The organism is Microbacterium sp. Y832, from assembly GCF_057669765.1.
The window spans coordinates 217984-241640 of record NZ_JBYHFM010000002.1 but is presented as its reverse complement, the minus strand read 5'-3'; the positions used below and the strand labels follow the sequence as shown (position 1 = coordinate 241640).

22 protein-coding genes and 1 tRNA gene are annotated in these 23657 nt (G+C 68.6%); 14 read left to right on the top strand and 9 right to left on the bottom strand.

Features of this window, described 5'->3' with window-relative positions; translation table 11 throughout:
* Positions 1-37: 37 nt before the first annotated feature.
* Entirely contained in the window at positions 38-1702 is a 1665-nt protein-coding gene (gene aceB, locus AC25YV_RS03915; RefSeq protein ID WP_488122534.1) for a malate synthase A, read from the bottom strand.
* Positions 1703-1899: 197 nt separating this feature from the next.
* Here aceB and AC25YV_RS03910 point away from each other — a divergent pair, with 197 nt between their 5' ends.
* A complete protein-coding gene (locus tag AC25YV_RS03910) occupies positions 1900-3354 on the top strand; it encodes a helix-turn-helix domain-containing protein (RefSeq protein ID WP_488122533.1) in 1455 nt (484 codons plus the stop codon).
* 6 nt (positions 3355-3360) lie between these two features.
* Here AC25YV_RS03910 and AC25YV_RS03905 read toward each other — a convergent pair whose 3' ends face one another.
* Both AC25YV_RS03905 and AC25YV_RS03900 read right to left on the bottom strand, forming a co-directional pair.
* The gene (locus AC25YV_RS03905) at positions 3361-4722 is read right to left on the bottom strand and encodes an NAD(P)/FAD-dependent oxidoreductase (RefSeq protein ID WP_488122532.1); all 1362 of its coding nucleotides are present in this window, start codon (positions 4720-4722) and stop codon (positions 3361-3363) included.
* Between the two features lie 52 nt (positions 4723-4774).
* Positions 4775-6184, bottom strand: a complete 1410-nt coding sequence (locus tag AC25YV_RS03900; protein WP_488122531.1) for a helix-turn-helix domain-containing protein — start codon at positions 6182-6184, stop codon at positions 4775-4777.
* 210 nt (positions 6185-6394) lie between these two features.
* On the opposite strand from AC25YV_RS03900, the gene gabT reads away from it, so the two are divergent.
* The 11 genes from gabT to rplA all read left to right on the top strand — a co-directional run bounded on the left by gabT (position 6395) and on the right by rplA (position 16421).
* Positions 6395-7744 carry a 4-aminobutyrate--2-oxoglutarate transaminase gene (gabT, locus tag AC25YV_RS03895; RefSeq protein WP_488122530.1) on the top strand — a complete coding sequence of 450 codons (1350 nt, stop codon included), beginning with the start codon at positions 6395-6397 and terminating at the stop codon, positions 7742-7744.
* Positions 7745-7782: 38 nt separating this feature from the next.
* Positions 7783-9144 carry a flavin monoamine oxidase family protein gene (locus tag AC25YV_RS03890; RefSeq protein WP_488122529.1) on the top strand — a complete coding sequence of 454 codons (1362 nt, stop codon included), beginning with the start codon at positions 7783-7785 and terminating at the stop codon, positions 9142-9144.
* Positions 9141-10010, top strand: a complete 870-nt coding sequence (locus AC25YV_RS03885) for a universal stress protein (RefSeq protein ID WP_488122528.1) — start codon at positions 9141-9143, stop codon at positions 10008-10010. Before AC25YV_RS03890 ends, AC25YV_RS03885 begins: the two co-directional genes overlap by 4 nt.
* Positions 10011-10019: 9 nt before the next feature.
* Positions 10020-11579 carry an APC family permease gene (locus AC25YV_RS03880; RefSeq protein WP_488122527.1) on the top strand — a complete coding sequence of 520 codons (1560 nt, stop codon included), beginning with the start codon at positions 10020-10022 and terminating at the stop codon, positions 11577-11579.
* A 38-nt stretch (positions 11580-11617) separates the two neighbouring features.
* On the top strand, positions 11618-12982 hold the full coding sequence (locus AC25YV_RS03875; RefSeq protein WP_488122526.1) for an NAD-dependent succinate-semialdehyde dehydrogenase: 1365 nt from the start codon (positions 11618-11620) through the stop codon (positions 12980-12982).
* Between the two features lie 75 nt (positions 12983-13057).
* Entirely contained in the window at positions 13058-13495 is a 438-nt protein-coding gene (locus AC25YV_RS03870; protein ID WP_488122525.1) for a pyridoxamine 5'-phosphate oxidase family protein, read from the top strand.
* Between the two features lie 144 nt (positions 13496-13639).
* Positions 13640-13712 (top strand) — tRNA-Trp (locus AC25YV_RS03865).
* Positions 13713-13779: 67 nt separating this feature from the next.
* The gene (secE, locus tag AC25YV_RS03860) at positions 13780-14043 is read left to right on the top strand and encodes a preprotein translocase subunit SecE (protein ID WP_488122865.1); all 264 of its coding nucleotides are present in this window, start codon (positions 13780-13782) and stop codon (positions 14041-14043) included.
* A gap of 53 nt (positions 14044-14096) precedes the next feature.
* Positions 14097-15167: a transcription termination/antitermination protein NusG gene (gene nusG, locus AC25YV_RS03855; protein ID WP_488122524.1), complete on the top strand. Its 1071-nt coding sequence runs from the start codon at positions 14097-14099 to the stop codon at positions 15165-15167.
* A 121-nt stretch (positions 15168-15288) separates the two neighbouring features.
* On the top strand, positions 15289-15720 hold the full coding sequence (rplK, locus tag AC25YV_RS03850; RefSeq protein ID WP_488122523.1) for a 50S ribosomal protein L11: 432 nt from the start codon (positions 15289-15291) through the stop codon (positions 15718-15720).
* A gap of 11 nt (positions 15721-15731) precedes the next feature.
* Positions 15732-16421, top strand: a complete 690-nt coding sequence (gene rplA, locus AC25YV_RS03845; protein ID WP_488122522.1) for a 50S ribosomal protein L1 — start codon at positions 15732-15734, stop codon at positions 16419-16421.
* A gap of 22 nt (positions 16422-16443) precedes the next feature.
* On the opposite strand, the gene AC25YV_RS03840 is transcribed toward rplA, so the two are convergent.
* Together AC25YV_RS03840 and lysE are read right to left on the bottom strand one after the other, a co-directional pair.
* The gene (locus AC25YV_RS03840) at positions 16444-16755 is read right to left on the bottom strand and encodes an acylphosphatase (protein ID WP_488122521.1); all 312 of its coding nucleotides are present in this window, start codon (positions 16753-16755) and stop codon (positions 16444-16446) included.
* A gap of 41 nt (positions 16756-16796) precedes the next feature.
* The gene (gene lysE, locus AC25YV_RS03835; RefSeq protein WP_488122520.1) at positions 16797-17432 is read right to left on the bottom strand and encodes an L-lysine exporter; all 636 of its coding nucleotides are present in this window, start codon (positions 17430-17432) and stop codon (positions 16797-16799) included.
* Positions 17433-17500: 68 nt separating this feature from the next.
* Between lysE and AC25YV_RS03830 the strand changes: the two genes are divergently transcribed.
* Together AC25YV_RS03830 and AC25YV_RS03825 are read left to right on the top strand one after the other, a co-directional pair.
* The gene (locus tag AC25YV_RS03830; protein WP_488122519.1) at positions 17501-18397 is read left to right on the top strand and encodes a LysR family transcriptional regulator ArgP; all 897 of its coding nucleotides are present in this window, start codon (positions 17501-17503) and stop codon (positions 18395-18397) included.
* A 115-nt stretch (positions 18398-18512) separates the two neighbouring features.
* Complete coding sequence (locus tag AC25YV_RS03825; RefSeq protein ID WP_488122518.1) at positions 18513-19619, top strand: fatty acid desaturase family protein; 1107 nt, start codon at positions 18513-18515, stop codon at positions 19617-19619.
* Positions 19620-19626: 7 nt separating this feature from the next.
* On the opposite strand, the gene AC25YV_RS03820 is transcribed toward AC25YV_RS03825, so the two are convergent.
* The 4 genes from AC25YV_RS03820 to AC25YV_RS03805 form a co-directional block, all read right to left on the bottom strand.
* Positions 19627-20619, bottom strand: a complete 993-nt coding sequence (locus AC25YV_RS03820) for an NADP-dependent oxidoreductase (protein WP_488122517.1) — start codon at positions 20617-20619, stop codon at positions 19627-19629.
* Between the two features lie 69 nt (positions 20620-20688).
* Complete coding sequence (locus AC25YV_RS03815) at positions 20689-21159, bottom strand: MarR family winged helix-turn-helix transcriptional regulator (protein WP_488122516.1); 471 nt, start codon at positions 21157-21159, stop codon at positions 20689-20691.
* Entirely contained in the window at positions 21156-22850 is a 1695-nt protein-coding gene (locus AC25YV_RS03810) for an MDR family MFS transporter (protein WP_488122515.1), read from the bottom strand. Before AC25YV_RS03810 ends, AC25YV_RS03815 begins: the two co-directional genes overlap by 4 nt.
* Before the next feature lie 148 nt (positions 22851-22998).
* Positions 22999-23652, bottom strand: a complete 654-nt coding sequence (locus AC25YV_RS03805; protein WP_488122514.1) for a YqaJ viral recombinase family protein — start codon at positions 23650-23652, stop codon at positions 22999-23001.
* Between the last annotated feature and the right edge of the window lie 5 nt (positions 23653-23657).

Genomic DNA, 23657 nt, shown 5'->3' with positions numbered 1-23657 from the left:
TCTGTGCCGAGGGCTCGAAGGAGCCGAAGGAAGCGGTTCACTCGCTGTCGCTGAGGTACTTCGCGTACGCGGGGAGCGTGAGGAAAGCCGGGAAGTCGATGCCGAGAGCGACCTCGCGGAAGATCGCTGCGGCGTCGTCGAAGCGGTCCCCGTCGCGTCGGTCGACCTCGCCCAGCACCCGCGTGATGAGGCCCTCGATGTATTCGCGCGTGATCGGCGTGCCGTCATCGGTCGTGCGGTCCTGGTGGATCCACTGCCACACCTGTGAGCGTGAGATCTCGGCGGTGGCGGCATCCTCCATCAGGTTGTCGATCGCGACGGCGCCGAGGCCGCGCAGCCATGCTTCGAGATAGCGGATGGCGACAGAGACGTTGCCGTACACGCCCGCCGCCGTGACCGGCCGGCCGATGTGCACGTCGATCAGGTCGCTCGCACGCACCTCGACGTCGTCGCGCCGGCGGTCGACCTGGTTGGGGCGGTCGCCGAGCACGGCATCGAACTCGGCCATCGCGACGGGAATCAGGTCGGGGTGGGCCACCCAGGTGCCGTCGAAGCCGTCGCCGGCCTCGCGCTTCTTGTCGGCGGAGACCTTCTCGAACGCCTGCGCCGTCACCTCCGGGTCGCGGCGGTTCGGGATGAACGCGCTCATGCCGCCGATCGCGAATGCTCCGCGCTGGTGGCAGGTCTTCACCAGCAGCTCGGTGTATGCCCGCATGAACGGCACCGTCATCGTGACCTGGCTGCGGTCGGGGAGGACGAATCGCGCTCCGCGACCGCGGTAGTTCTTGATCATCGAGAAGATGTAGTCCCATCGACCCGCGTTGAGCCCCGCGATGTGATCGCGCAGCTCGAAGAGGATCTCCTCCATCTCGAACGCAGCCGGCAGCGTCTCGATCAGCACCGTCGCACGGATCGTGCCGTGCGCGATGCCCATGTACTGCTCGCTGAAGGTGAACACGTCGTCCCACAGCTTCGCCTCTTCGCTCGACTCGAGCTTGGCGATGTAGAAGTAGGGGCCCCGGCCGCTGTCGATGAGGGCCTGGGCGTTGTGGAAGAAGTACAGTCCGAAGTCGACGAGCGACCCCGACGCCGCCAGGGCACGGCCGGTGCGGTCGGTGAACGAGATGTGCTTCTCGGTGAGATGCCAGCCGCGCGGACGCATCACGATGGTGGGTGTCTGCTCGGCGGTGACCTCGTAGACCTTGCCCTCGGGGCTCGTGAACGACAGCTCGCCGCGAATCGCGTCGCGCAGCGACAGCTGACCCTCGATCACGTTGCGCCACGTCGGGCTGGTGGCGTCCTCCTGGTCGGCGAGCCAGACCTTCGCGCCGGAGTTCAGCGCGTTGATCGTCATCTTCGGGTCGGTCGGCCCGGTGATCTCGACGCGGCGGTCCTCGAGGCCCGGTCCTGCGCCGGCGACCTGCCACTCGGTGTCCTCACGGATGTGCCGCGTGTCATCGCGGAACTGTGGGTCGTGTCCGTTGCCGATCTCGAACCGACGGCGCAGGCGGTCGGCCAGCCGGTCGTGGCGGCGTCCGCTGAAGCGGAGGTGCAGCTCGGTGAGGAAGGCGATCGCCTCGGGGGTGAGGATCTCGTCGTAGCGCGGGCGGACCGCGCCGAGGATCTCGATCTGCGGTTCGTGGGTGTGGGCGGGGATCGCAGCGGTGTGGGTGCGCATCGGCGTCGCGGTCGCAGGTGTCATGGGTCCTGGCCTCTCTGTGCGGAACGTGGAAGGTGGGGGACGGATGGCGGTTCGTTGTGCGAAAGCCGGGCGGTGTGTCGTGGCATCCACTTTGGGTGAACTTTCGGGGCACGCCATGCGAATGTCGCTGTGAACTTTGCGCGATCTTCTGCGTTCGTGACAGAATCCGGTCATCGCCACGCGCAGAAGGAGTCGGTATGGACGGGATCGTCGACATGACCGAAGACGTGGACGCCCTCACGATCGGTCGCCGTATCCGGCAGCTGCGCACGCAGCGCGGGATGACGCTGGACGAGCTGGCGACGGCCGTTGACCGCGCTCCCAGTCAGCTGTCGATGATCGAGAACGGTCGCCGCGAGCCCAAGCTCACGCTGCTGCGCGCGATCGCCCGCGCGCTCGGCTCGACGCTGGATGCGCTGCTCGAATCGGAGCCCCTCGACGAGCGCGCCACGCTAGAGATCTCCCTCGAGCGCGCCATGCGCGGGTCGACATTCCAGGCGCTGGGCATCGAGCCGTTCCGCATCGGCAAGTCGGTCCCCACCGAGGCGCTCTCGGCGATGATCGCGCTGCAGGGCGAGATCGAACGGCTGCGCGATGAACGTGCCGCGACTCCCGAAGAGGCGCGCCGTGCCAACGTCGCGCTGCGCAAGCTCATGCGCACGCAGAACAACTACTTCGCCGACCTCGAGGCTCACGCACGGCGCATCCTCGACGCCGTCGACCATCCCGGCGGTCCGCTCACGCAGCGCACCGCGTCGAACATCGCGGCGCACCTCGGGTTCACGCTCCACTACGTCCCCGATCTTCCGCAGACCACCCGCAGCGTCGCCGACATCAAGAACGGCAGGCTCTACCTCTCGAGCCGCCTCGCGTCCAAGGGCGATCCGCGCACCGCCGTGCTGCAGGCTCTGTCCAGTCGCATCCTCGGACATCGGGAGCCGACGTCGTACGCCGAGTTCCTGCGCCAGCGCGTCGAGACGAACTACCTGACAGGGGCGCTGCTGATCCCCGAAGCGCACGTCGTGCCCGCACTGCGCGAAGCCAAGAAGGACCGCGCGATCTCGATCGAAGACCTGCGCGATGCCTATTCGGTGTCGTACGAGACGGCCGCGCACCGCTTCACGAACCTCGCGACGATGCACCTGGACATCGCCGTGCACTTCCTCAAGGTGCACGAATCGGGCACCATCACGAAGGCCTACGAGAACGACGACGTCAACTTCCCGACCGACCGCCTCGGCTCGATCGAGGGGCAGATGTGCTGCCGCAAGTGGACGTCGCGCGTCGTCTTCGACGAGGACGACCACTTCAACCCGTACTACCAGTACACCGACACCGGCAACGGCACGTATTGGTGCACCGCCCGCGTAGAGCTGTCGAGCGAGGGTGCGCACTCCGTGTCGGTGGGTGTGCGCTTCGACGACACGAAGTGGTTCATCGGGCGGGACACGGCCCACCGTGGCACGTCGACGCACTCCGTCGAAGCGTGCTGCCGCCGTGCCCCCGCCGAGCTCGAGTCGGCCTGGCGCGAGCATTCGTGGCCCAACGTCCGCACCCCCCGGACACTGCTCGCGACGCTGCCGACGGGTGCGTTCCCCGGCGTCGACACGACCGATGTGTACGAGTTCCTCGAGGCGCACGCGCCGCGTTGAGATCGATCAGCGGCCCGCGATGAGGTCGGCGGCTCGCGCGAACCCCGACGTGCCCGTCGACGCCCCGGATGCCTCGGCCCGGTCGGCTGCGCGATACGCCGTGTAGATGGCGTTGACGGCGAGCCATCGCAAGGGCTCGGGCTCCCACTTCTTCGCGCGGCGGCCGACCCAGGGCAGCCGCGTCAGGTCGGTGTCGCGCTCGAGCACGAGGTCGGCGAGCGTGCGGCCGGCGAGGTTCGTCGCTGTGACCCCGGTGCCCACGTAGCCCCCCGCCCAGCCGAGGCCCGTGCGGCGGTCGAGGCCGACGGTGGCCGCCCAGTCGCGCGGCACACCGAGCACGCCGGCCCACGCGTGCGCAATCGGCACACCGGCGGCATCCGGGAAGAAATCGTGAAGCAGCGCCGTGAGCGAGGCGATCGTGCGCTCCTGCGTCGTGCCGTCGGTGTCGACGCGCGACCCGTAGCGGTACGGCACGCCGCGGCCGCCGAACGCGATGCGGTCATCGGCCGTGCGCTGGGCGTACATGTACACGTGCGCGAGGTCGCCGAGCGTCTCGCGGCCCGTCCAACCGATCTGGTTCCACACCGCCGCGGGCAGGGGATCGGTCACGATCATCGACGAGTTCATCGGCAGCCAGGTGCGGTGCTCGCCGTGCAGATCCGCCGTGAACCCCTCGGTCGCGCGCAGCACGTGCGCGGCCCGCACGGTGCCGCGGTCGGTCACGGCGCGGCCGGGCTCGATCCGCTCGACGCGGGTGTGCTCGTAGATCGCGACGCCGTGTCGTTCGACCGCCCCAGCGAGGCCGGCCACGAGCTTGGCGGGGTGCAGGCGGGCGCAGTGCGGATGCCACATGCCTCCGAGCGCACCCGAGACGCGCACGCGCGAGGCCGCAGCAGCGGCATCCATCATCGTGACGTCGGTGTGCGGCCAGGCCTGCTCTGCGGCCGCCGCCGTGCGCAGACGGGCGAGCTGTGCGGGCGTGCGGGCGACGGTGAGCTCGCCGCCCTTGACGATGTCGGCGTCGATGCCCTCGCGCACGGTCACCGCGATGACCTCGTCGACGGTCTCGGTGAGGGCCCGCTGCTGCCGCGCGCCGCCGTCACGGCCGTAGCGTTCGCGCGCGCCCGTGACGGAGTTCGTGAGCCAGCCGCCGTTGCGGCCCGAGGCTCCGAACCCCGCGAACCGCTGCTCGACGACGGCGATGCGCAGATCGGGTTGCCGGGTCGCGAGGTAATACGCCGTCCACAGGCCCGTGTACCCGGCTCCGACGATGGCGACATCGACCTCGATGTCCCCCGGCAGCGCTGGGCGCGGCGGGGGAGTGCCCCCGAGATCGCGCCACCACCACGACACCGCTCCGTTGCGCATGCACCCATCATGCCGCGCGCGTCGTCCGGACACATCGCCCGGTTCCGGGGGGTCAGGCGCGGGGAGGGAGCACCTGCAGGGCCGCCCAGAGCTCGGCGCGGGTGGCGAACGAGGCGAGGTCGCGATCGAGCAGGCGCGCGACGTGCGCGAGGCGCGTGCGGACGGTGTGCCGGTGCACCCCCAGTGCGCGGGCGGATGCCTCATGGGAGCAGTCGTTGTCGAGCCAGGCGGCGAGCGTCTCGACGAGCCGCGAACCCTGTGCGTCGTCATGCTCGATGAGCGGGCTGAGTTCAGCGCGGGCCAGGGCCTGCGCGTCGGCCGAAAGGGCTGACAGCACCCCGGACCGCGCGATGTCGGCGAACGCCGTCACGGCTGCGCCCCCGCGGTCCCGCGCAACGCGCGCCTGGTCGACGGCTGCGCGGAACCCGTCGTAGCCAGCCGGGTCGGACACACCGAGCCGCACCTCGAATCTGTCGACGACTTCGTGCAGCACGCGCGGGTCGTCGGCGGGTACGACGATGACCAGGCCGTCGTCGCCCGCTCCGAAGAAGAGTGTGCCCCGCCGCTCGTCGGCTCGAAGTTCGAGCAGTTCGGCGATCGCGGCGGCGCGGATGCCGGTGGCATCGGTCATCGCGACGACGACGGGCGCGGGCGGCAGAGAGCCCCCGAGCTCGCGCGCGATGCGCCGCGCGAGGGCCGTGTCCCCCGACAGCAGCATCTGCACGAGGCCCGAGCGCAGGGCGTTTCGGGCCCGCGCGAGTCCGTCGTTCTGTTCGAGGGCGAGGCCGGCCATCGCGATGACGGCGGTCACGACGCCGCGGCCTTCGCGGTCGAGGTCGCCCGCGGCGATCGCGATGACGCCGCGCAGATGTCCGCCGCGGCCGAGTGTCTGCAGGGTGAAGGGCAGGTCGCCGATCCGCAGCGCCGAGGCCGCCCGTGCGCCGCGCCGCAGAACGCCGTCGACCTCGGTGCGCAGCGACGTCACGGTTTCGGGATCCAACGGCGACGGATTCTCGCGGACGAGCTCGCCCGCCGCATCGAACAGCCCCACCCACGTGCCGAGTTGTCGTGCGAGCTCGGCGAGCGTCGCGCCGAGCCCGTCGGGCCGCAGCGCCGCGAGCGAGATGGCGCGCTGCGCTGCGAGCGCCCAGCTGCGCCGCGCATAGGCCTGCGCCGCGATCGCCTCGGCGCCAGCGCGCGCGATCGCGAGGAACGGCGTGCGATAGGGCACTTCGAACAGCGGCATGCCCGTGCGCCGACACGCATCGACGAGGTCGGGCGGGATCCCCTCGCGCACGACCTCGGTGCCGAACCCGAGCGCTGCGACGCCCTGCGCATACAGGCGGTCGACGTACGCGTCGGCGGGCGTAGCCGACTCGCCCTGGAACTGCGTGCCCGTCGTGAGCAGCACGAGTCCCTCCGAGAGGAACGGTGTCGGGTCGGCGAGATCGCTCGAATGCACCCACCGGATCTCTCGGTCGAGCGTTTCGGGGTTCAGGCCTTCGCTCTCGAGTCGCAGGCGCAGATCGCGGCGCGCGAGAAGGGCGCGCAGGGTCGGCGCGGGGGCGGCGGTGGCGATGAGTTCTCCTCGTGTACCGGTCGTACAGGCCAGGCTTCAGAATGTACACGCAGGTGGGTGCGCCCGTCCGGGGGCCACCGTACGCTCGCGAGCATGATCGACACGTCCACCCTGCCTCTCGGCGGTCCATCCCTCGCCCAGGAGCGCCGGCTCGTCACCAGCATCCCGGGTCCGCGCTCGCAGCAGCTGCTCGAACGCAAGGCGGCCGCCGTCGCAGCAGGGGTCGGTCACACCGTGCCGATCGAAGCCGTCGCGGCGGGCGGGGGCGTCGTCGTCGACGCCGACGGCAACTCGCTCATCGATCTCGGATCGGGCATCGCCGTCACGACCGTGGGCAACGCGCATCCGAAGATCGTCGCCGCCGTGCAGGAGCAGATCGCCCGGTTCAGTCACACGTGCTTCATGATTTCGCCGTACGACTCGTACGTCTCGGTCGCCGAGGCGCTCAACCGCGTCACGCCCGGTGACCACGAGAAGAAGAGCGCCCTGTTCAACTCGGGCGCCGAAGCCGTCGAGAACGCCGTCAAGATCGCCCGCAAGCACACCAACAAGACTGCCGTCGTCGCGTTCGATCACGGCTACCACGGCCGCACCAACCTCACGATGGCGCTCACCGCCAAGTCGATGCCATACAAGAGCGGGTTCGGCCCGTTCGCCGGCGAGGTGTACCGCGCGCCCATGTCGTACCCGTACCGTGACGGGCTCTCCGGCATCGACGCCGCTGAGCGTGCCATCACGCTCATCGAGAAGCAGATCGGCGCCGAGAACCTCGCCGCCGTCATCATCGAGCCCATCCAGGGCGAGGGCGGGTTCATCGTTCCCGCCGACGGGTTCTTGCAGGCGATCGTCGAGTGGTGTCACGCCAACGACGTCGTCTTCATCGCCGACGAGATCCAGACCGGCTTCGCGCGCACGGGGGAGATGTTCGCGTGTGACCGGTTCGGGGTCGTGCCCGACCTGATCACAACGGCGAAGGGGATTGCCGGTGGGCTGCCCCTGGCCGCTGTGACAGGCCGGGCCACGATCATGGACGCCGCCCACGCGGGCGGTCTCGGCGGAACGTACGGCGGCAATCCCGTCGCGTGCGCGGCCGCACTCGCCGCGATCGACGTCTTCGAGTCCGATGACATGCCCGGCCGCGCCCGCGAGATCGAGACGATCCTCACGCGCCGGCTGCGCGACCTGCAGGCCGCCGACCCGCGGATCGGTGATGTGCGCGGCTTCGGAGCGATGATCGCCGCCGAGTTCGTCGACCCCGTGACCGGTGCTCCGGACGCCGCCCTCACAGCAGCGGTCGCGAAGGCGTGCATCGCCGACGGCGTCATCGTGCTGACGTGCGGCACCTACGGCAACGTCATCCGCTTCCTTCCGCCGCTGTCCATCCCCGATGATCTGTTGAACGAGGGAATCGACGTGCTGGCCGCGGCGCTCGCCGCAGCCTGATCGTCCCGAGGCGAACCCTCACCCGCTGAAGGAGCGAGATGACTGAGATCACGCGAGATGTCGTCGTCGTCGGAGCCGGCGCAGCCGGCCTCACCGCGGCGAACGACCTGCGCAGGGCGGGGCTTTCGGTGATGGTGCTCGAGGCGCGAGACCGTGTCGGCGGGCGGCTGTGGACCGACGTCGTCGACGGGGCGACGCTCGAGATCGGCGGGCAGTGGGTGTCGCCAGACCAAGAGGCGCTGAAACAGACGATCGCCGAACTCGGCCTCCAGACGTATCCGCGCTACCGCGAGGGCGACTCGGTCTACGTCAACGCCGACGGTGAGCTCACACGGTTCACGGGCGAGATCTTCCCCGTGCCTCCTGAGACCGAGCGCGAGATGATCCGCCTCATCGACGAACTCGACGCGCTCACAGCCCAGATCGATCCGGATGCGCCGTGGCAGCACCCTGACGCGGATGCCCTCGACCGGATCTCGTTCGAGGCCTGGCTCGAACGTGCGACCCCCGATCAGGAGGCCCGCGACAACATCGGGCTCTTCATTGCGGGGGCGATGCTCACCAAGCCCGCGTATGCGTTCTCGGCGCTGCAGGCGCTGCTGATGGCCGCCAGCGCGGGCAGCTTCACCCACCTGGTCGACGCTGACTACATCCTCGACGAGCGGGTCGTCGGCGGCCTCCAGCAGGTGCCGATCCTGCTCGCCGAGCGACTCGGCGACGACGTCCGGCTCGGGCAGCCGGTGACCGAGATCCACACGAGCGACGAGGGCGTGACGGTCGTCACCGACACGGGGCTGCGGGTACGCGCACGTTACGTCGTTCTCGCGCACGCGCCGATCCTCTACCCGTGGATCGAGTTCGACCCACCTCTGCCTCGGCTCAAGCAGCAGCTTCACCAGCACCTGTCGATGGGTTTCGTCATCAAGGTGCACGCCGTCTACGACCGTCCGTTCTGGCGCGAGCAGGGGCTGTCGGGCACGGCATTCAGCCCCTACGAGTTGTCCCACGAGGCATACGACAACACCAACCACGGCGACGAGCGAGGCACGCTCGTCGGCTTCGTCTCAGACCGCAACGCCGACGACCTCTTCCGCGTCTCGGCCGACGAGCGTCGCGAGCGCATCCTCGAGTCGCTGTCGCACTATTTCGGGCCCGAGGCGAAAAACCCGCTCGTGTACTTCGAGAGCGACTGGGGCGCCGAAGAGTGGACGCGCGGTGCGTATGCCGCCAGCTTCGACCTGGGCGGACTCTCGCGCTACGGGCCCGATCTGCGGACACCGGTCGGGCGCATCTTCTTCGCGTGCTCGGATATGGCCGGCGCCGGCTATCAGCACGTGGACGGGGCGATCCGGATGGGTCACCTCGTGGCATCGGAGATCATCGAGGAGGCCCGCGCATGAGCCGGATCGTCGTCGGGTACACCGCCACGAACGCGGGCGCAGACGCCCTCGCGCTCGGCGCGCGCTTCGCGGCGGCGACGGGGGCGAGGCTCGACCTCGTCGTCGTGCTCCCCGACGAGAGTCGCAGCGTCATCACGCCCCCCGCCGCCAGTTACAGCCGTCACCTGCAGAAACAGGCCGAGGAGTGGCTTTCGGCGGCATCCGAGCGGGTTCCCGCGGGGGTGGAGCACGCGGGCCACGTGCGTTTCGCCGAGTCGTTCGCCGCCGGACTGGTCGAGGCGGCTCATGAGCTCGGGGCCGGGCAGATCGTCGTCGGCGCCGCCAATGGCGGGCGGCGCGGCCGGCACCGCCTCGGAAGCGTCGCGACCGAACTGCTTCACTTCGCCGACGTCCCGGTCATGCTCGCACCCGAGGGTGCCCGGCGCGTCGACCACGCGCTCGGGATCTCGCGAATCACGGCGGCCATCGGGCTGCGTCCCGGTGCCGACGTCCTCCTCGAGGAGAGCCTCGCGCTCGCGGCGGCGACGAGGTCCGAGCTTCGTCTGGTCTCGCTCGTTGCGATCGACCTGCCTGCCGGGATCGCCGGCAACGAATCAGCCGCGTACCACGCGGACGAAGTGCTCGTCCACGCTCGCGGCACACTGCCCAAGGGGGTCGTCGCCGAAGCCGTCGTGGGCCTCGGCGACAGCATCGAAGAGGCGGTCGCTCATCTCAGCTGGGAGCCCGGAGAACTCGCCGTCGTCGGCTCCAGCCGCCTCGCGAGGCCGCGACGGCTCTTCCTCGGGTCCACGGCGGCCAAGATGCTGCGCGAGCTGCCGGTGCCGATGGTGGTCGTTCCCCGCACGCGCAAGAAGAACAAGGACTAGGGGGCAGGAATGAGCACACCCAGCGGTGACAACGGAGTCACCACGAGGCCGGCGAAAGACACCGGGCTGTCGGCCAAAGGGCTCAGTGCGGGAACAGTGGGCCTGATCGGCGCCGTCGTCATCGGGATCTCCTGCATCGCACCGGCCTACACGCTGACCGCCGCACTCGGACCGACCGTCTCGGAGGCCGGGTTCCACGTGCCGGGGATCATCCTGCTCGGTTTCATCCCCATGCTGCTCGTCGCGTTCGGCTATCGCGAGCTGAACCGGCGGATGCCCGACTCGGGCACGTCGTTCACGTGGGCTGCCCGGGCGTTCGGCCCTTACGTGGGGTGGATGGCGGGGTGGGGGCTCGTTGCGGCGACGATCCTCGTGCTGTCAAACCTCGCCGGGATCGCGGTCGAGTTCCTCTTCCTGCTCATCGACCAGATCGCCGGCGGCTCGGGAACGATCGCCGAATGGGCCTTCAATCCGTTCATCAACGTCGCCGTCTGCCTCGTGTTCATGCTCGGAGCCACCCTGGTGTCGTACCGGGACATGCAGACGACGCAGAAGCTGCAGTACGTCCTCGTGACCTTCCAGGTGCTCGTGCTCCTGGTGTTCTCCATCACGGCGTTCGTGCATGTCGCCGGCGGAACCGCGTTCGATGCCAGCGCGGTCGACCTGTCCTGGTTCAACCCGTTCGCCGTCACACCGGCGATCGCGATCGTCGCGGGTCTGTCGCTGTCGATCTTCATCTTCTGGGGGTGGGATGTCACCCTCACCATGAACGAGGAGACGAAAGACCCCGAACGCACGCCGGGGCGGGCCGCGACCGTCACGGTGATCACGATCGTGGTGCTGTACCTGCTCATCTCGGTCGCGCTGCTCGCGTTCGCCGGAACCGGCTCCGAGGGTCTCGGGCTGGGCAACCCCGAGATCCAGGCCAACGTCTTCTTCTATCTGTCGGGGCCGATCCTCGGCCCGCTCGCCTTCCTCGTCTCGCTCGCCGTGCTCACCAGTTCGGCGTCGTCGCTGCAGTCGACCTTCGTCGGGCCGGCCCGCACGCTGCTCGCGATGGGCCACTACGGTGCGCTGCCGCCTGCGTTCGCCAAAGTGTCGCCCCGGTTCTTCACGCCCGGTTACGCCACGATCGTCTCTGCCGTGGTGGCATCCGTCTTCTACGCCATCATGCGATTCGTCAACGAGAACGTGCTGTGGGACACCATCACGACGCTCGGCATGATGATCTGCTTCTACTACGGCATCACGGCGTTCGCGTGCGTCTGGTACTTCCGCAAGCAGTGGGTCGACTCGGTGCGCAGCTTCTTCTTCACGCTGCTCTTCCCGCTCGTGGGCGGCATCGTGCTGCTGGTGCTGTTCGTCATCACGCTCGTCGAGAGCCTCGACCCCGACTACGGCAGCGGAACGGCATGGTTCGGCGTCGGCAGCGTCTTCGTGCTCGGCGTCGTGATCATCGGCCTGGGCCTGGTCGTCATGATCTGGCAGCGCGTGCGGCGACCCGCCTTCTTCCGCGGAGAGACCCTCAGTCTCGACGCTCCCGCAAGCCTTCGCCGTTCGCGCCGCTGACCGGCAGACTGTGACCACCCACCCGATCGGAGAGAGCCATGACCGACTACGCCGTCGTCAACCCCGCAACCGGTGAGACCCTCGCCACCTACCCGACGATCACCGATGATGCGTTGGATGCCGCCATCGCGCAGGCGGACGCGGCCTACCGCGCCTGGCGAGAGGTTCCCGTCGCCGAGCGAGCTGCGCGCATCCGTCGTGTCGCCGAACTTCACCGCGAACGCCGTGACGAACTCGCCGCGATCATCGTGCGTGAGATGGGCAAGCCGCTCGCCGCAGCCGAGGGCGAGGTCGACTTCGCCGCCGACATCACCGAGTACTACGCCGACCACATCGACGAGATCACGGGTGACCAGCCGATCGACATCGAGGGCGAGGGCACCGCCGTCATCCGCCGTACGCCCCTCGGAGTCCTGCTGGGCATCATGCCGTGGAACTTCCCCTACTACCAGGTGGCCCGCTTCGCGGCGCCGAACATCGCCGTGGGCAACACGATCATCCTCAAGCACGCGTCGCAGTGCCCCGAGTCGGCCGCTGCGATTGCGCAGATCTATGCGGATGCGGGCATGGGCGAGGGCGTGTACACCAACATCTACGCGACGAACGATCAGGCGGCGACCGTGATCGCCGACCGCCGCGTGCAGGGCGTCTCGGTGACCGGCTCGGAGCGCGCCGGCTCGGCCGTCGCCGAGATCGCGGGGCGCAACCTCAAGAAGGTCGCGCTCGAACTCGGCGGCTCCGATCCGTTCATCGTGCTCTCGACCGACGATCTCGACGCGACGGTCGATGCCGCCGTCCAAGCGCGCTTGGACAACACCGGCCAGTCCTGCAACGCGGCGAAGCGGTTCATCGTCGACCACGAGCTCTACGACGCGTTCCTCGAGAAGTTCGTCGAGCGGATGAGCAGCGCGACCGTCGGCGATCCTTTCGCGGAGGACACCGTCCTCGGCCCCCTCTCGTCGCGCACGGCAGCCGAGCGGCTTGCCGAGCAGGTGGATCGGGCCGTCGCGCAGGGCGCGACGCTCGTGACGGGTGGCACGCGCGACGGCGCGTACTATCCCGGCACCGTTCTGACCGGCGTCACTCCCGAGATGGACGCGTACCGCGAGGAGTTCTTCGGCCCGGTCGGCATCGTCTACAAGGTCTCGGGCGAAGACGAGGCCGTCACCCTCGCGAACGACACCCCGTACGGGCTCGGCTCGTATGTTTTCACGACCGACCGCGAGCAGGCGGAACGCATCGCCGACAAGATCGAGGCGGGCATGGTCTACGTCAACCTCGTGCTGGCCGACGAAGCCGGACTGCCGTTCGGCGGTGTCAAGCGGTCCGGAACGTCGCGCGAAATGGGCCTGCTCGCCGCCGACGAGTTCGTGAACAAGAAGCTCATCCGCGTCGGCCCCTGACCGCTGCGGCACCTCTGCCCCGCGCTGGGCGAGGCAGAGGTGTCGCAGGGCGCGAGAAAGGGGCAGGATGGGTGCATGGATGCACCGCGGGACCCCGTCGTCCGCCTGAGCGATGAACAGTGCTGGGAGCGCCTGCGCGGACAGGAGCTCGGGCGGCTCGTCACCCGCGTGGGACAGGTCATCGACATCTTTCCGGTCAACTACGTCGTCGACGGCGACGCCGTGCTGTTCCGCACGGCCGAGGGCAGCAAGCTGTTCGAGCTGACGGCCAACGACGAGGTGCTGTTCGAGGTCGACGACCACACCGAGACCGACGCGTGGAGCGTCGTGCTGCGCGGCCGCGCGCACGTGCTCGACACCTCGGCCGAGGTCGAACGGGCCGATGGGCTGGGACTCGTGCCCTGGATCCCGACGCTCAAGTACGCCTACGTGCGCGTGCAGGCGACGTCCCTCACGGGGCGCGCGTTCGAGCGCGACGAAGAACCGGACCGGTACGGCATCCAGCAGTACTGAGCCGGTTCGCAGGCGTCGAAGGCATGCCGTACACTGGTCAGTGCAGTTGAAGTCTGCATTCTTTCGCCGTGCCCGCGCTTTGGGTTCTTCTTGAAACACGGTCGCGGCGAGCGAGTGCAGCATCCTGGGATCCGAAGGATCTCTAGGGCGGTAGCTCAATTGGCAGAGCAGCGGTCTCCAAAACCGCAGGTTGCAGGTTCGATTCCTGTCCGCCCTGCGCGTCAGGGCCGTCGGCACTCACGCCGACACGCACTGATCCACGGAAGGTAAATCAGGTGACATCGATGATGCAGGACGAGCCGGGCGGCGACGTCGTCGCTTCGAGCGGCGCAACGCGCGAGAAGAAGCTCAACCCCTTCGCTCGCATCGTGCTGTTCATCCGCCAGGTCTTCGCCGAACTTCGCAAGGTCGTCACGCCGACGCGCCAGGAGCTGGTGAAGTACACCGCGGTGGTGCTCGGCTTCGTCGTCGTCATGATGGCGATCGTCTACGGCCTCGACCTGCTGTTCGTGTGGGTCACGACGGTCGTCTTCGGTATCCCCGCCTGAGCTGATTCACGACGCGGGCGGATCGTTTCCGCCCACGAATGGAAGTTAACGAAGTGTCTGAGAGATTTAACGACGACGTGGACTGGGCGACAGCCGCAGAGCAGTCCTCAGAGGACGACGAAGCCCAGGAGGGCAACATCCTTGCCGCGGAGGAGCGCTCGGTCGAGCCGGCCGAGCACGCTGCGTTGCATATCGTCGACGACGCGAACACCCAGAACCTCTCCGACAACGACGAGATCGACATCGACGACCCGGAGGCTGACGCGATCGTGAACGACGCCCTGAACATCGACGAGGCCGCAGAGGCCGAGGCTGCCGCAGAGGTCCTCAACGAGTCCATCGCCGACGAGGTTGCGGAGTTCGAGGCCGACCTCGCCGATGACGTGGAGCCCTACGACGGCCCCGACGTCAACGGCGATGAGGACGCGCCCGAGGCCGCCGACGAGGTCGAGGCCACTGAGGCCGCGGACGAGTCCGACGACGACGAAGACGAAGACGAAGACCCGTACGAGGCATTCCGCGCCGAGCTGCGCAGCCTGCCGGGCAAGTGGTACGTCATCCACTCCTACGCCGGCTTCGAGCGCAAGGTGAAGGCCAACATCGAGCAGCGCAAGTCGACGCTCGAGGTCGAGGACGACATCTTCCAGATCGAGGTCCCTATGGAGGACGTCGTCGAGATCAAGAACGGCCAGCGCAAGATGGTCACGCGCGTCCGGATCCCGGGCTACGTGCTCGTGCGCATGGACCTCAACGAAGACACCTGGTCGGTCGTGCGTCACACGCCCGGCGTCACAGGCTTCGTGGGCAACGCGCACAACCCGACGCCGCTGCGCTTCGAAGAGGCCTTCAACATGCTGAAGAGCCTCGTCGAGATCAAGGAGGTCGCCCCCTCGAAGGGCGGAGCCGCCTCCAAGCAGGGTTCCGTCGCCGCGTCGCGCGTCATCCCCGCCGAGATCGACTTCGAGGTCGGCGAGACGATCACGATCAAGGAGGGCTCGTTCGCGGGTCTTCCCGGCACGATCAGCGAGATCAAGCCCGAGAGCGGCAAGCTCACGGTCCTCGTCTCGCTCTTCGAGCGCGAGACCCCCGTCGAGCTGTCGTTCGACCAGGTCACCAAGCTGTAATCAGACTTCCCCGCGGTCGCTGAGCTCGTCGAAGCACCGAGGGGGAAACCGCGATCCGGAAATGCCGGATGCGCGGGAGAACCGGATGCACTCGCATCCGATTCGATGAAAGGAAAAAGGAATGGCACCGAAGAAGAAGGTGACCGGCCTGATCAAGCTTCAGATCAAGGCCGGTGCAGCCAACCCGGCGCCGCCGATCGGGCCCGCGCTCGGTCAGCATGGCGTCAACATCATGGAGTTCTGCAAGGCGTACAACGCCGCGACCGAGTCGCAGCGCGGCAACGTCATCCCCGTGGAGATCACCGTCTACGAGGACCGCAGCTTCACGTTCATCCTGAAGACCCCGCCCGCCGCCGAGCTGATCAAGAAGGCCGCCGGAGTGGGCAAGGGATCGGCCACGCCGCACACCACCAAGGTGGGCAAGCTCACGAAGGATCAGGTTCGCCAGATCGCCGAGACCAAGCAGCCTGACCTGAACGCGAACGACATCGACGCTGCGGCGAAGATCATCGCCGGCACGGCCCGCTCCATGGGCATCACGGTCGAGGGCTGAGGGGAATAGACATGGCACACAAGTCCAAGGCCTACAAGGCCGCTGCGGCGAAGATCGCCGCCGACACGTTCTACACGCCGACCGAGGCCGTCGCCCTGGCGAAGGAGACCGGTTCGTCGAAGTTCGACTCGACCGTCGAGGTCGCGCTCAAGCTCGCCGTCGACCCGCGTAAGGCCGACCAGATGGTGCGTGGCACCGTCATGCTGCCGCACGGCACGGGCAAGACCGCCCGCGTCATCGTGTTCGCGACGGGTCCGGCTGCTGAAGCCGCCATCGCCGCGGGCGCCGATGAGGTCGGCGGCGCCGAGCTCATCGCCAAGGTCGCCGACGGCTGGACCGACTTCGACGCAGCCGTGTCGACCCCCGAGCTCATGGGCCAGGTCGGTCGTCTCGGTAAGGTCCTCGGTCCCCGCGGCCTCATGCCGAACCCGAAGACCGGCACTGTCACCCCCAACGCGGCCAAGGCCGTCGAGGAGATCAAGGGCGGCAAGATCGAGTTCCGCGTCGACAAGCACGCCAACGTGCACTTCATCGTCGGCAAGGCCTCGTTTACGGCCGAGCAGCTCGATGAGAACCTCAACGCTGCTCTCGAAGAGATCGTGCGTCTGAAGCCGTCGAGTGCAAAGGGTCGCTACATCCAGAAGGGTGCCGTGTCGACCACGTTCGGCCCCGGCATCCCGCTGGACGTCAACGTCATCTGAGCCACACCACGAAGGACCTCACCTACGGGTGGGGTCCTTCGTCGTTGACGGGGGGAGGGCACTCCGTCGCACGAACCTCGAACCCGTAGGAGTCCGTGGGGGCGGCATCGGTCACGATCACCTCGTCGACCCGTGAGCCGGGCGGGCCCTCGGCCATCCATGCCAGCACCCGGTCGACCTGGGCCCCGGTTCCCTCGATCTCGGCCTCGACGCTGCCGTCGCGGCGGTTGCGGACCCAGCCCGACACGCCGGCATCGTCGGCGATGCTGCGCATCGTGTAGCGGTAGCCGACGCCCTGCACAGCGCCGCGGACGACGACATGCACGCGCTTCATCTCCCCATCGTGGCGCGGACCGGGGGCAGACTCAACCGGTCTCAGCGCATCAGCACGAGCGAGAGGCCCAGTCCGATCATGACGACGGCGATGACGGCGTCGAGCACGCGCCACGCCCTCGGTGTGGCCAGCCACCGGCTGAGGAACCGGGCGCCGAGGGCGAGCCCGAAGAACCACACGAAGCTCGCGGTGACGGCGCCAGCGGCGAACCACCAGCGCGTGTCGCCGTGCGTGCTGGCCACCGAGCCGAGAAGGAACACCGTGTCGAGGTACACGTGCGGATTGAGCCACGTGAGTGCGAGCGTCGTGAGAAGCACCGGCGCGAGCCGCGTGCGCGTGGCGGCCCCGGCGGCGGGGGCCTCGGGCTCACCCGTCGCACGGAGTGTCTCGCCGCCGGGGCGCCATGCCCGCTTGGCGGCGAGGAGCCCGTACCCGACGAGGAAGGCCGCGCCCGCCCAGCGAACGACGTCGACGAGCCACGGAACGGCCTGCAGGACGAGCCCGATGCCCGAGACGCCCAGCACGATGAGTGTCGCATCCGAGACGGCGCACACGGCCGCGACGGCGACGACGTGCTCGCGACGCAGGCCCTGTCGCAGCACGAAGAGATTCTGCGCGCCGATCGCGATGATGAGTGAGAGGCCGAGACCGAGGCCGGCGAGAAGAGAGACGAGCACGATTCGAGGCTAGAGTCTGCCGTCGGTCCATTCCAGCTCATGATTCTTCATGCCCATTAGCATGGCTGATGATGCGCATCCCGTTCGAACTCGCCGAGACCGTCGCCGTCGTCGTCGACGAGGGCACCCTCGATGCCGCGGCGCGACACCTGCACATCACCCCCTCGGCGGTGAGTCAACGCGTCAAGACCCTCGAAGAGCTGCTCGGGCGCACCGTGCTCGTGCGGTCGAAGCCGGTGCGGACAACCGCAGCCGGCGCGGCCGTGGTGCGCTTGGCGCGTCAGGCGGCGCTCCTCGAGCACGACACTCTCGCCGAGCTCGGTGCTGATCCCGACGGGGGACTGCGCACCTCGGTCGCACTCGCCGTCAACGCCGATTCGCTCGCGACGTGGTTCCTCGAACCGCTCGCACGGCTCGCCCATCGGCATCCCGTCGTGTTCGATCTGCACCGCGACGATCAGGATTTCACGGCTGGCCTGCTCGAATCGGGCACCGTCATGGGCGCCGTCACGTCGCGCGCGGAGCCCGTCGCGGGATGCCGCGTCTCGACGCTCGGAGCGATGCGGTATACGGCGGTCGCGACTCCGGCCTACGTCGCGCGGTGGTTTCCCCGCGGTCCGGATGCCGCGGCCCTGGCCGCCGCACCACGCATCGACTTCGACCGCCGAGACGATCTGCAGGGGCAATGGCTCTCCGCTCAGAGCGTCGCCGCCACCGCGCCGCCTCGTCACTACGTACCGGCGTCGAACGACTTCGCGTCGGCGACGCTGCTCGGACTCGGGTGGGCCCTGCTGCCCACGTTCCAGTCGCAAGGCCCCCTGGCCGCCGGCGACCTCGTGCCGCTCGGTGGGCCGCCCGTCGATGTGACGTTGCACTGGCAGCAGTGGAACCTGCGCTCTCCGCTCCTCGGGGCGATCGCCGATGAGATCGTCGCTGAGGGGCGCAGGGTCCTCGCCAGCGTGTGATAGGGCCCCAACATTCCGTTCGCGACATGTGGGCCGCGTAGCGTATAGACCAGCGATCGGCGGACGCCGTTGGCTCCGCGGCCCCATGGTCCCCGATCGGAAGCGCAGGTGCGTTATGACCGCTACCACCCTCGAGCCTCGGCTCGGTCCCGTCCGGCAGACCTACGCGTCTACGGAGGACTTTCCGCCCATGGCGCGGGCCTACACGGATGTGGCTCAGGTGGTGCGCGAAAGCGGCCTGCTGCGCCGGGCACCGTGGTTCTACGCCTTCGTCGGCGTCATGATCGCACTCGGCTTCGGCGGCGCCATCACCGGATTTATCCTGCTCGGCGACAGCTGGTTCCAGCTGCTGATCGCGGCTGCTCTCGGCATCCTGTTCACGCAGGTCGCCTTCCTGGCGCACGAAGCGGCCCACCGCCAGATCCTGTCATCGGGCCCGGCCAACGACCGGCTCGCCCGCCTGCTTGCGAACGGCATCGTCGGCATCAGCCTGTCGTGGTGGACGACGAAGCACACGCGTCACCACGCGAACCCCAACCGGGTCGGCAAGGACCCGGACATCGAGATCGACACGATCTCGTTCATCGAAGAGGACGCGGCCTCGGCGCGCGGTCTGCGTCGCCTGATCACCCGCAAGCAGGGCTGGCTGTTCTTCCCGCTCTTGACGCTCGAGGGCCTCAACCTGCATTACCTCGGCATGAAGCACCTGCTGAGCCGTGGCCCCGTCAAGCACCGCTGGCGCGAGCTCACCCTCGTCCTCCTGCGTTTCGCGGTCTTCGTCGGTCCCGTCTTCGTCTTCCTCCCGCTCGGAATGGCGTTCGCCTTCCTCGGTGTGCAGCTCGCCGTCTTCGGCGTCTACATGGGTGCGTCGTTCGCTCCCAACCACAAGGGAATGCCCGTCATCGCGCCGGACGCGAAGCTCGACTTCTTCACGAAGCAGGTACGCACCTCGCGCAACGTCTCGGGCGGCTGGTGGGCGACGTGGCTCATGGGCGGACTCAACTACCAGATCGAGCACCACCTGTTCCCGAGCATGCCTCGCACGCACCTCGCCAAGACGCGCGAGATCGTCATGGAGCAGTGTCGGACGCTCAACGTCCCGTACACCGAGACGACGATCCTGCAGTCCTACGGCATCGTGATCGACTACCTCAACCGGGTGGGACTGGCCGCACGCGACCCGTTCGACTGCCCGATGGTCTCGGCCTACCGCCCGTCCTGACGCCGGGTCAGTCGTCGCTGACGCGAAGGACGATCTTGCCGCGCGTGTGCCCCTGCTCCAGGAGTGCGTGTGCCGCGGGGGCATCTGACAGGTCGAAGACCTCGTCGACGTGGATCCTCAGCGCACCGGTGTCGATCAGATCGGCCATCGCCGCGAGTGCACGCCCGTCGGGGATGACCTTGTACGACGTCGCACGCACCCCCGCCGCCTGGGCCGCTGCGGCGTAGCCGGGCCAGGACCCTGTCGCGACGGGGATGTAGAGGCCGTCGGGGCGCAGGACGCCCAGCGAACGCGTGCCGGTGTCGTCGTGCACGTTGCCGATGGGGTCGATCACGACATCGACGTCGCTCACGATGTCTTCGAAGCGCGTCCTGCGGTAGTCGATGACCTCGGATGCACCCAGATCGCGCAGCCACGCGAGATTGCGCTCCGAGCCTGTCGCCGTCACGTGCGCCCCGAAGTGCGCGGCCAGCTGCACGGCGAAATGGCCCACGCCGCCCGCGCCGGCGTGGATGAGGATGCGCTGACCTTCGTTCGCCCGGGCGGCGTCGACGACGAGCCCCCACGCCGTGAGTGCCGCGAGCGGAACACCGGCGGCCTCGGCGTGCGACAGCGACGCGGGCTTGCGGGCAGCGGACAGCGAGGGGAGCACGACGTACTCGGCGTACGTGCCGCCCGAGCGCGGGAAGGGCACCATTCCGAAGACGGGCGTGCCCGGCTGCAGGGGGTGCGACTCGTACGGCGCGCGTACGACGATGCCGCTGACGTCGTAGCCGAGCGTCGAGGGGAACGACCCGATGAGCCCGGAGACGCCTGTGCCGCCGCGCGTCTTCGCGTCGATCGGGTTGATTCCGGCGGCGACGACACGCACGAGCAGCTCGCTGAGTGCGGGCGCCGGCAGGGGGAGCGTCGCCTCGCGCAGGACGGAGGGGTCACCCGGCCTATCGAACACGATCGCCCGCATGTGCTCGGGCGGGGCGGGAACAGGGGTGACGGTCATGACGGGATCCTTTCGGGCGTGAGTGAGGCGCAGCATCCAGTCAACCGGATTCCGTCGCGAGCGGGCGCGTCAGGTGCTCGGTGTCGCGCCATCCCGGAGCGTGTGAAGCAGATGCGTCAGGCGACGGATGTCGTCGAGGTCCCAGCCGCCGAGGGTCTCGGCCAGACCGGTCTCGTGCGGTGCCCGGGCCACCGCGAGGCGCTCGAGACCGAGCGCGGTCGGTGCGATGAGGCTCGAGCGGCCGTCGTCGGGGTCGCGGGTGCGGTCGACGAACCCCAGCTGTTCCAGCTCGCGGACAGTCCGGCTGACCTGGCCCTTGTCGGCGGCGAGCGCCTCGGCGAGCTCTGAGGGCGTCACACGCTCGCGCCGAACGATGGTCGTGAAGACCTTGTAGGCGCCGGGGAGCATGCCCGGGCTCATCCGCTCGGCATTGACGGCGAACTGGCGGCGCACGAGGTCGAACAGCTCGCTGAACTCGGCTTCCAACGCGCGCACGGCGTCCTTGTGCTCGGCGCTGTGCCCGGTCATCGGGGTCGTCATGACCGGCCCCCGCGACGGCGGCGCCGGGGGGCGGCATCGGACTCGACCGTCGGAATCGGCCCGGTGGCGGTGATGGCGGCCATGCCCGCTTCCGAGCCGATCGTGGCGAGATCCGCTTCACCGGCCTCGAGGCGCTCCCGCGTCGTCATACGCGTGAGCGGCACGTTCGGCAGGAAGATGATGGCGATCAGGCTCAGCACCGCGAACGGTGCGGCGATGAGGAAGGCCTGTGAGATGCCCTGCGCGTAGATGTCCTCGACGATGAGTCGGATGCTCTCGGGCAGCGTGTACACGGCGGGCATCGTGCCGGCGAACAGCTGCTGCGTGATGGCGGCACCCTCGGCTCCCAGGCCTGCCGCCGCCGCGCCGATGGCCTCTTTGCTCGACACGAACAGATCGGTGACGCTCGCAGCCAGCGCGGCGCCCATGACCGAGACGCCGATCGTGCCGCCCACGCTGCGGAAGAAGGTCACTCCCGATGAGGCGGCGCCCATCTCATCGGGGCGCGCGGTGTTCTGCACGACGAGCACGAGGTTCTGCATGGTCATGCCGACGCCTGCACCCATCAGGAACATGTAGATCGAGACGAGCACGAAGTTGGTGTCGTAGCGCAGCGTCGTGAGCATGCCCAGGCCGGCGATGAGCAGGATCGAGCCCACGACGAGGTAGCTCTTCCATGCGCCGAAGCGGCTGATCAGCTGGCCGACGACGATCGACGAGACCAGCAGTCCACCGATCATCGGCAGCGTCATGAGCCCGGCTTCGGTCGGCGTCGCGCCCCGCGCCATCTGCATGTACTGGCTGAGGAAGACCGACGACCCGAACATGGCGATGCCCGTGGCGATCGAAGCGAGCACAGAGAGGGTGAACGTGCGGTTGCGGAACATGCGCAGCGGAATGAGCGGTTCGCGCGAGCGCAGCTCGACGACGATGAACAGCGCCGTCGCGAGGGCAGAACCGCCAGCCATCAACAGGGTCTCGAGGCTCCACCAGTCATACGTCGTTCCGGCGCCGGTGATCCAGATGAGCAGCAGCGAGACGGCGGCTGTCAGCAGCACGATGCCGAGATAGTCGATGCTCGCCTTGCGCGTGCGGTTCGAGATGCGCAGCGTCCGCTGCAGCAGGAAGAGCGCGGCGATCGCGAAGGGAATCGCGATGAAGAAGTTCCAGCGCCAGCCGAAGGCGTCGGTGATGACACCGCCCAGCAGCGGACCGCCGATGGTCGCGAGCGCCATGACGGCGCCGAACAGGCCCATGTAGCGTCCGCGTTCGCGGGGGCTGATGATGTCGGCCATGATGATCTGGCTGAGAGCGGCGAGGCCACCGGCGCCCACTCCCTGTGCGGCGCGGAAGGCGATGAGCGTGCCGGGATCCTGGGCGAACCCGGCCGCGGCGGTTGCGAGCACGAAGAGCACCAGGGCGATCTGGATCAGCAGCTTGCGGTTGAACAGATCGGCGAGCTTGCCCCAGATGGGCGTCGAGATCGCCGTCGTGAGCAGCGTCGCGGTGATGACCCAGGTGAATGCCGACTGGTCCCCGCCGAGGTCGTGCACGATGACCGGGAGCGATGTCGAGACGACGGTCGAAGCGAGCATCGACACGAACATGCCGAGCAGCAGCCCGGAGAGGGCCTCGAGGACCTGCCGACGGGTCATGCCGGATTCGGTGAGAGGGGCAGCGGACGATGCCATGGCTTCCTTACAGGATCGGGTACCGCGACGCCCTCGGCGCGAAAGTTGACAAGGGTCAACTATAGGTCGTTAGTTGATGTGCGTCAACCATCGCATGGCGACGAGGCACGACGGCAGGCGTCGAGTCCCGCGAGGGGCCGGGTCGAGGTCAGTCGGCGAGCGCGAGGGCGCGGAAGGGAGCGCGTACGGGCGGGGGAGTCTGCTCGGCAGGACGCACGGCGCGCAGGTGCCGGCGGTGCAGTTCGTCGATGAGTGACGTCGCGAGGTGCACGAGCTTGGCGATCTCGGCTTCGTCGCGGTCGACCCACGCGCAGCGCGGCTCGTCGCCCACGGGCACGAAGTCGTCGTGCTGCTCCCACGCCACGAGTGTGCGCTCGGCGCCGAGCACGTGCTGCTGCCAGAAGATCTGCCGAAGGTACGTGCGCGGGATGCTGCGCCAGGCCTTGTTCGTCGTCTTGATCTCGGCGAGGGTCACGCGCCCCTGGCTGTCGACGGTGACGCCGTCGGGGGTGGCCAGATGGCGCTTCTCGACCGTCGCGTGGAACAGCGCGGACGAGGGCTGGATGCCGTGCGTCGCGGCGACCCACGCGGCGATCTCGGGTTCGCGGCGCCGGCCGTGCGCCGTGTAGGCATTGCCTGAAAAGCCGGAGCCCAGCAGCTTGGCGTCTGCGGCACGAGGGATCGCCCGCTCCGAGGTGAGCGAGGCGACGTCCGTCGCCGTGATCCCCCGTGAGCGTGCCCGCACCCACGCCACCCGGTCGCGGGAGTCCGCGACGATTCGCGCAGCGAGTTCGGGTGTCACGGCTT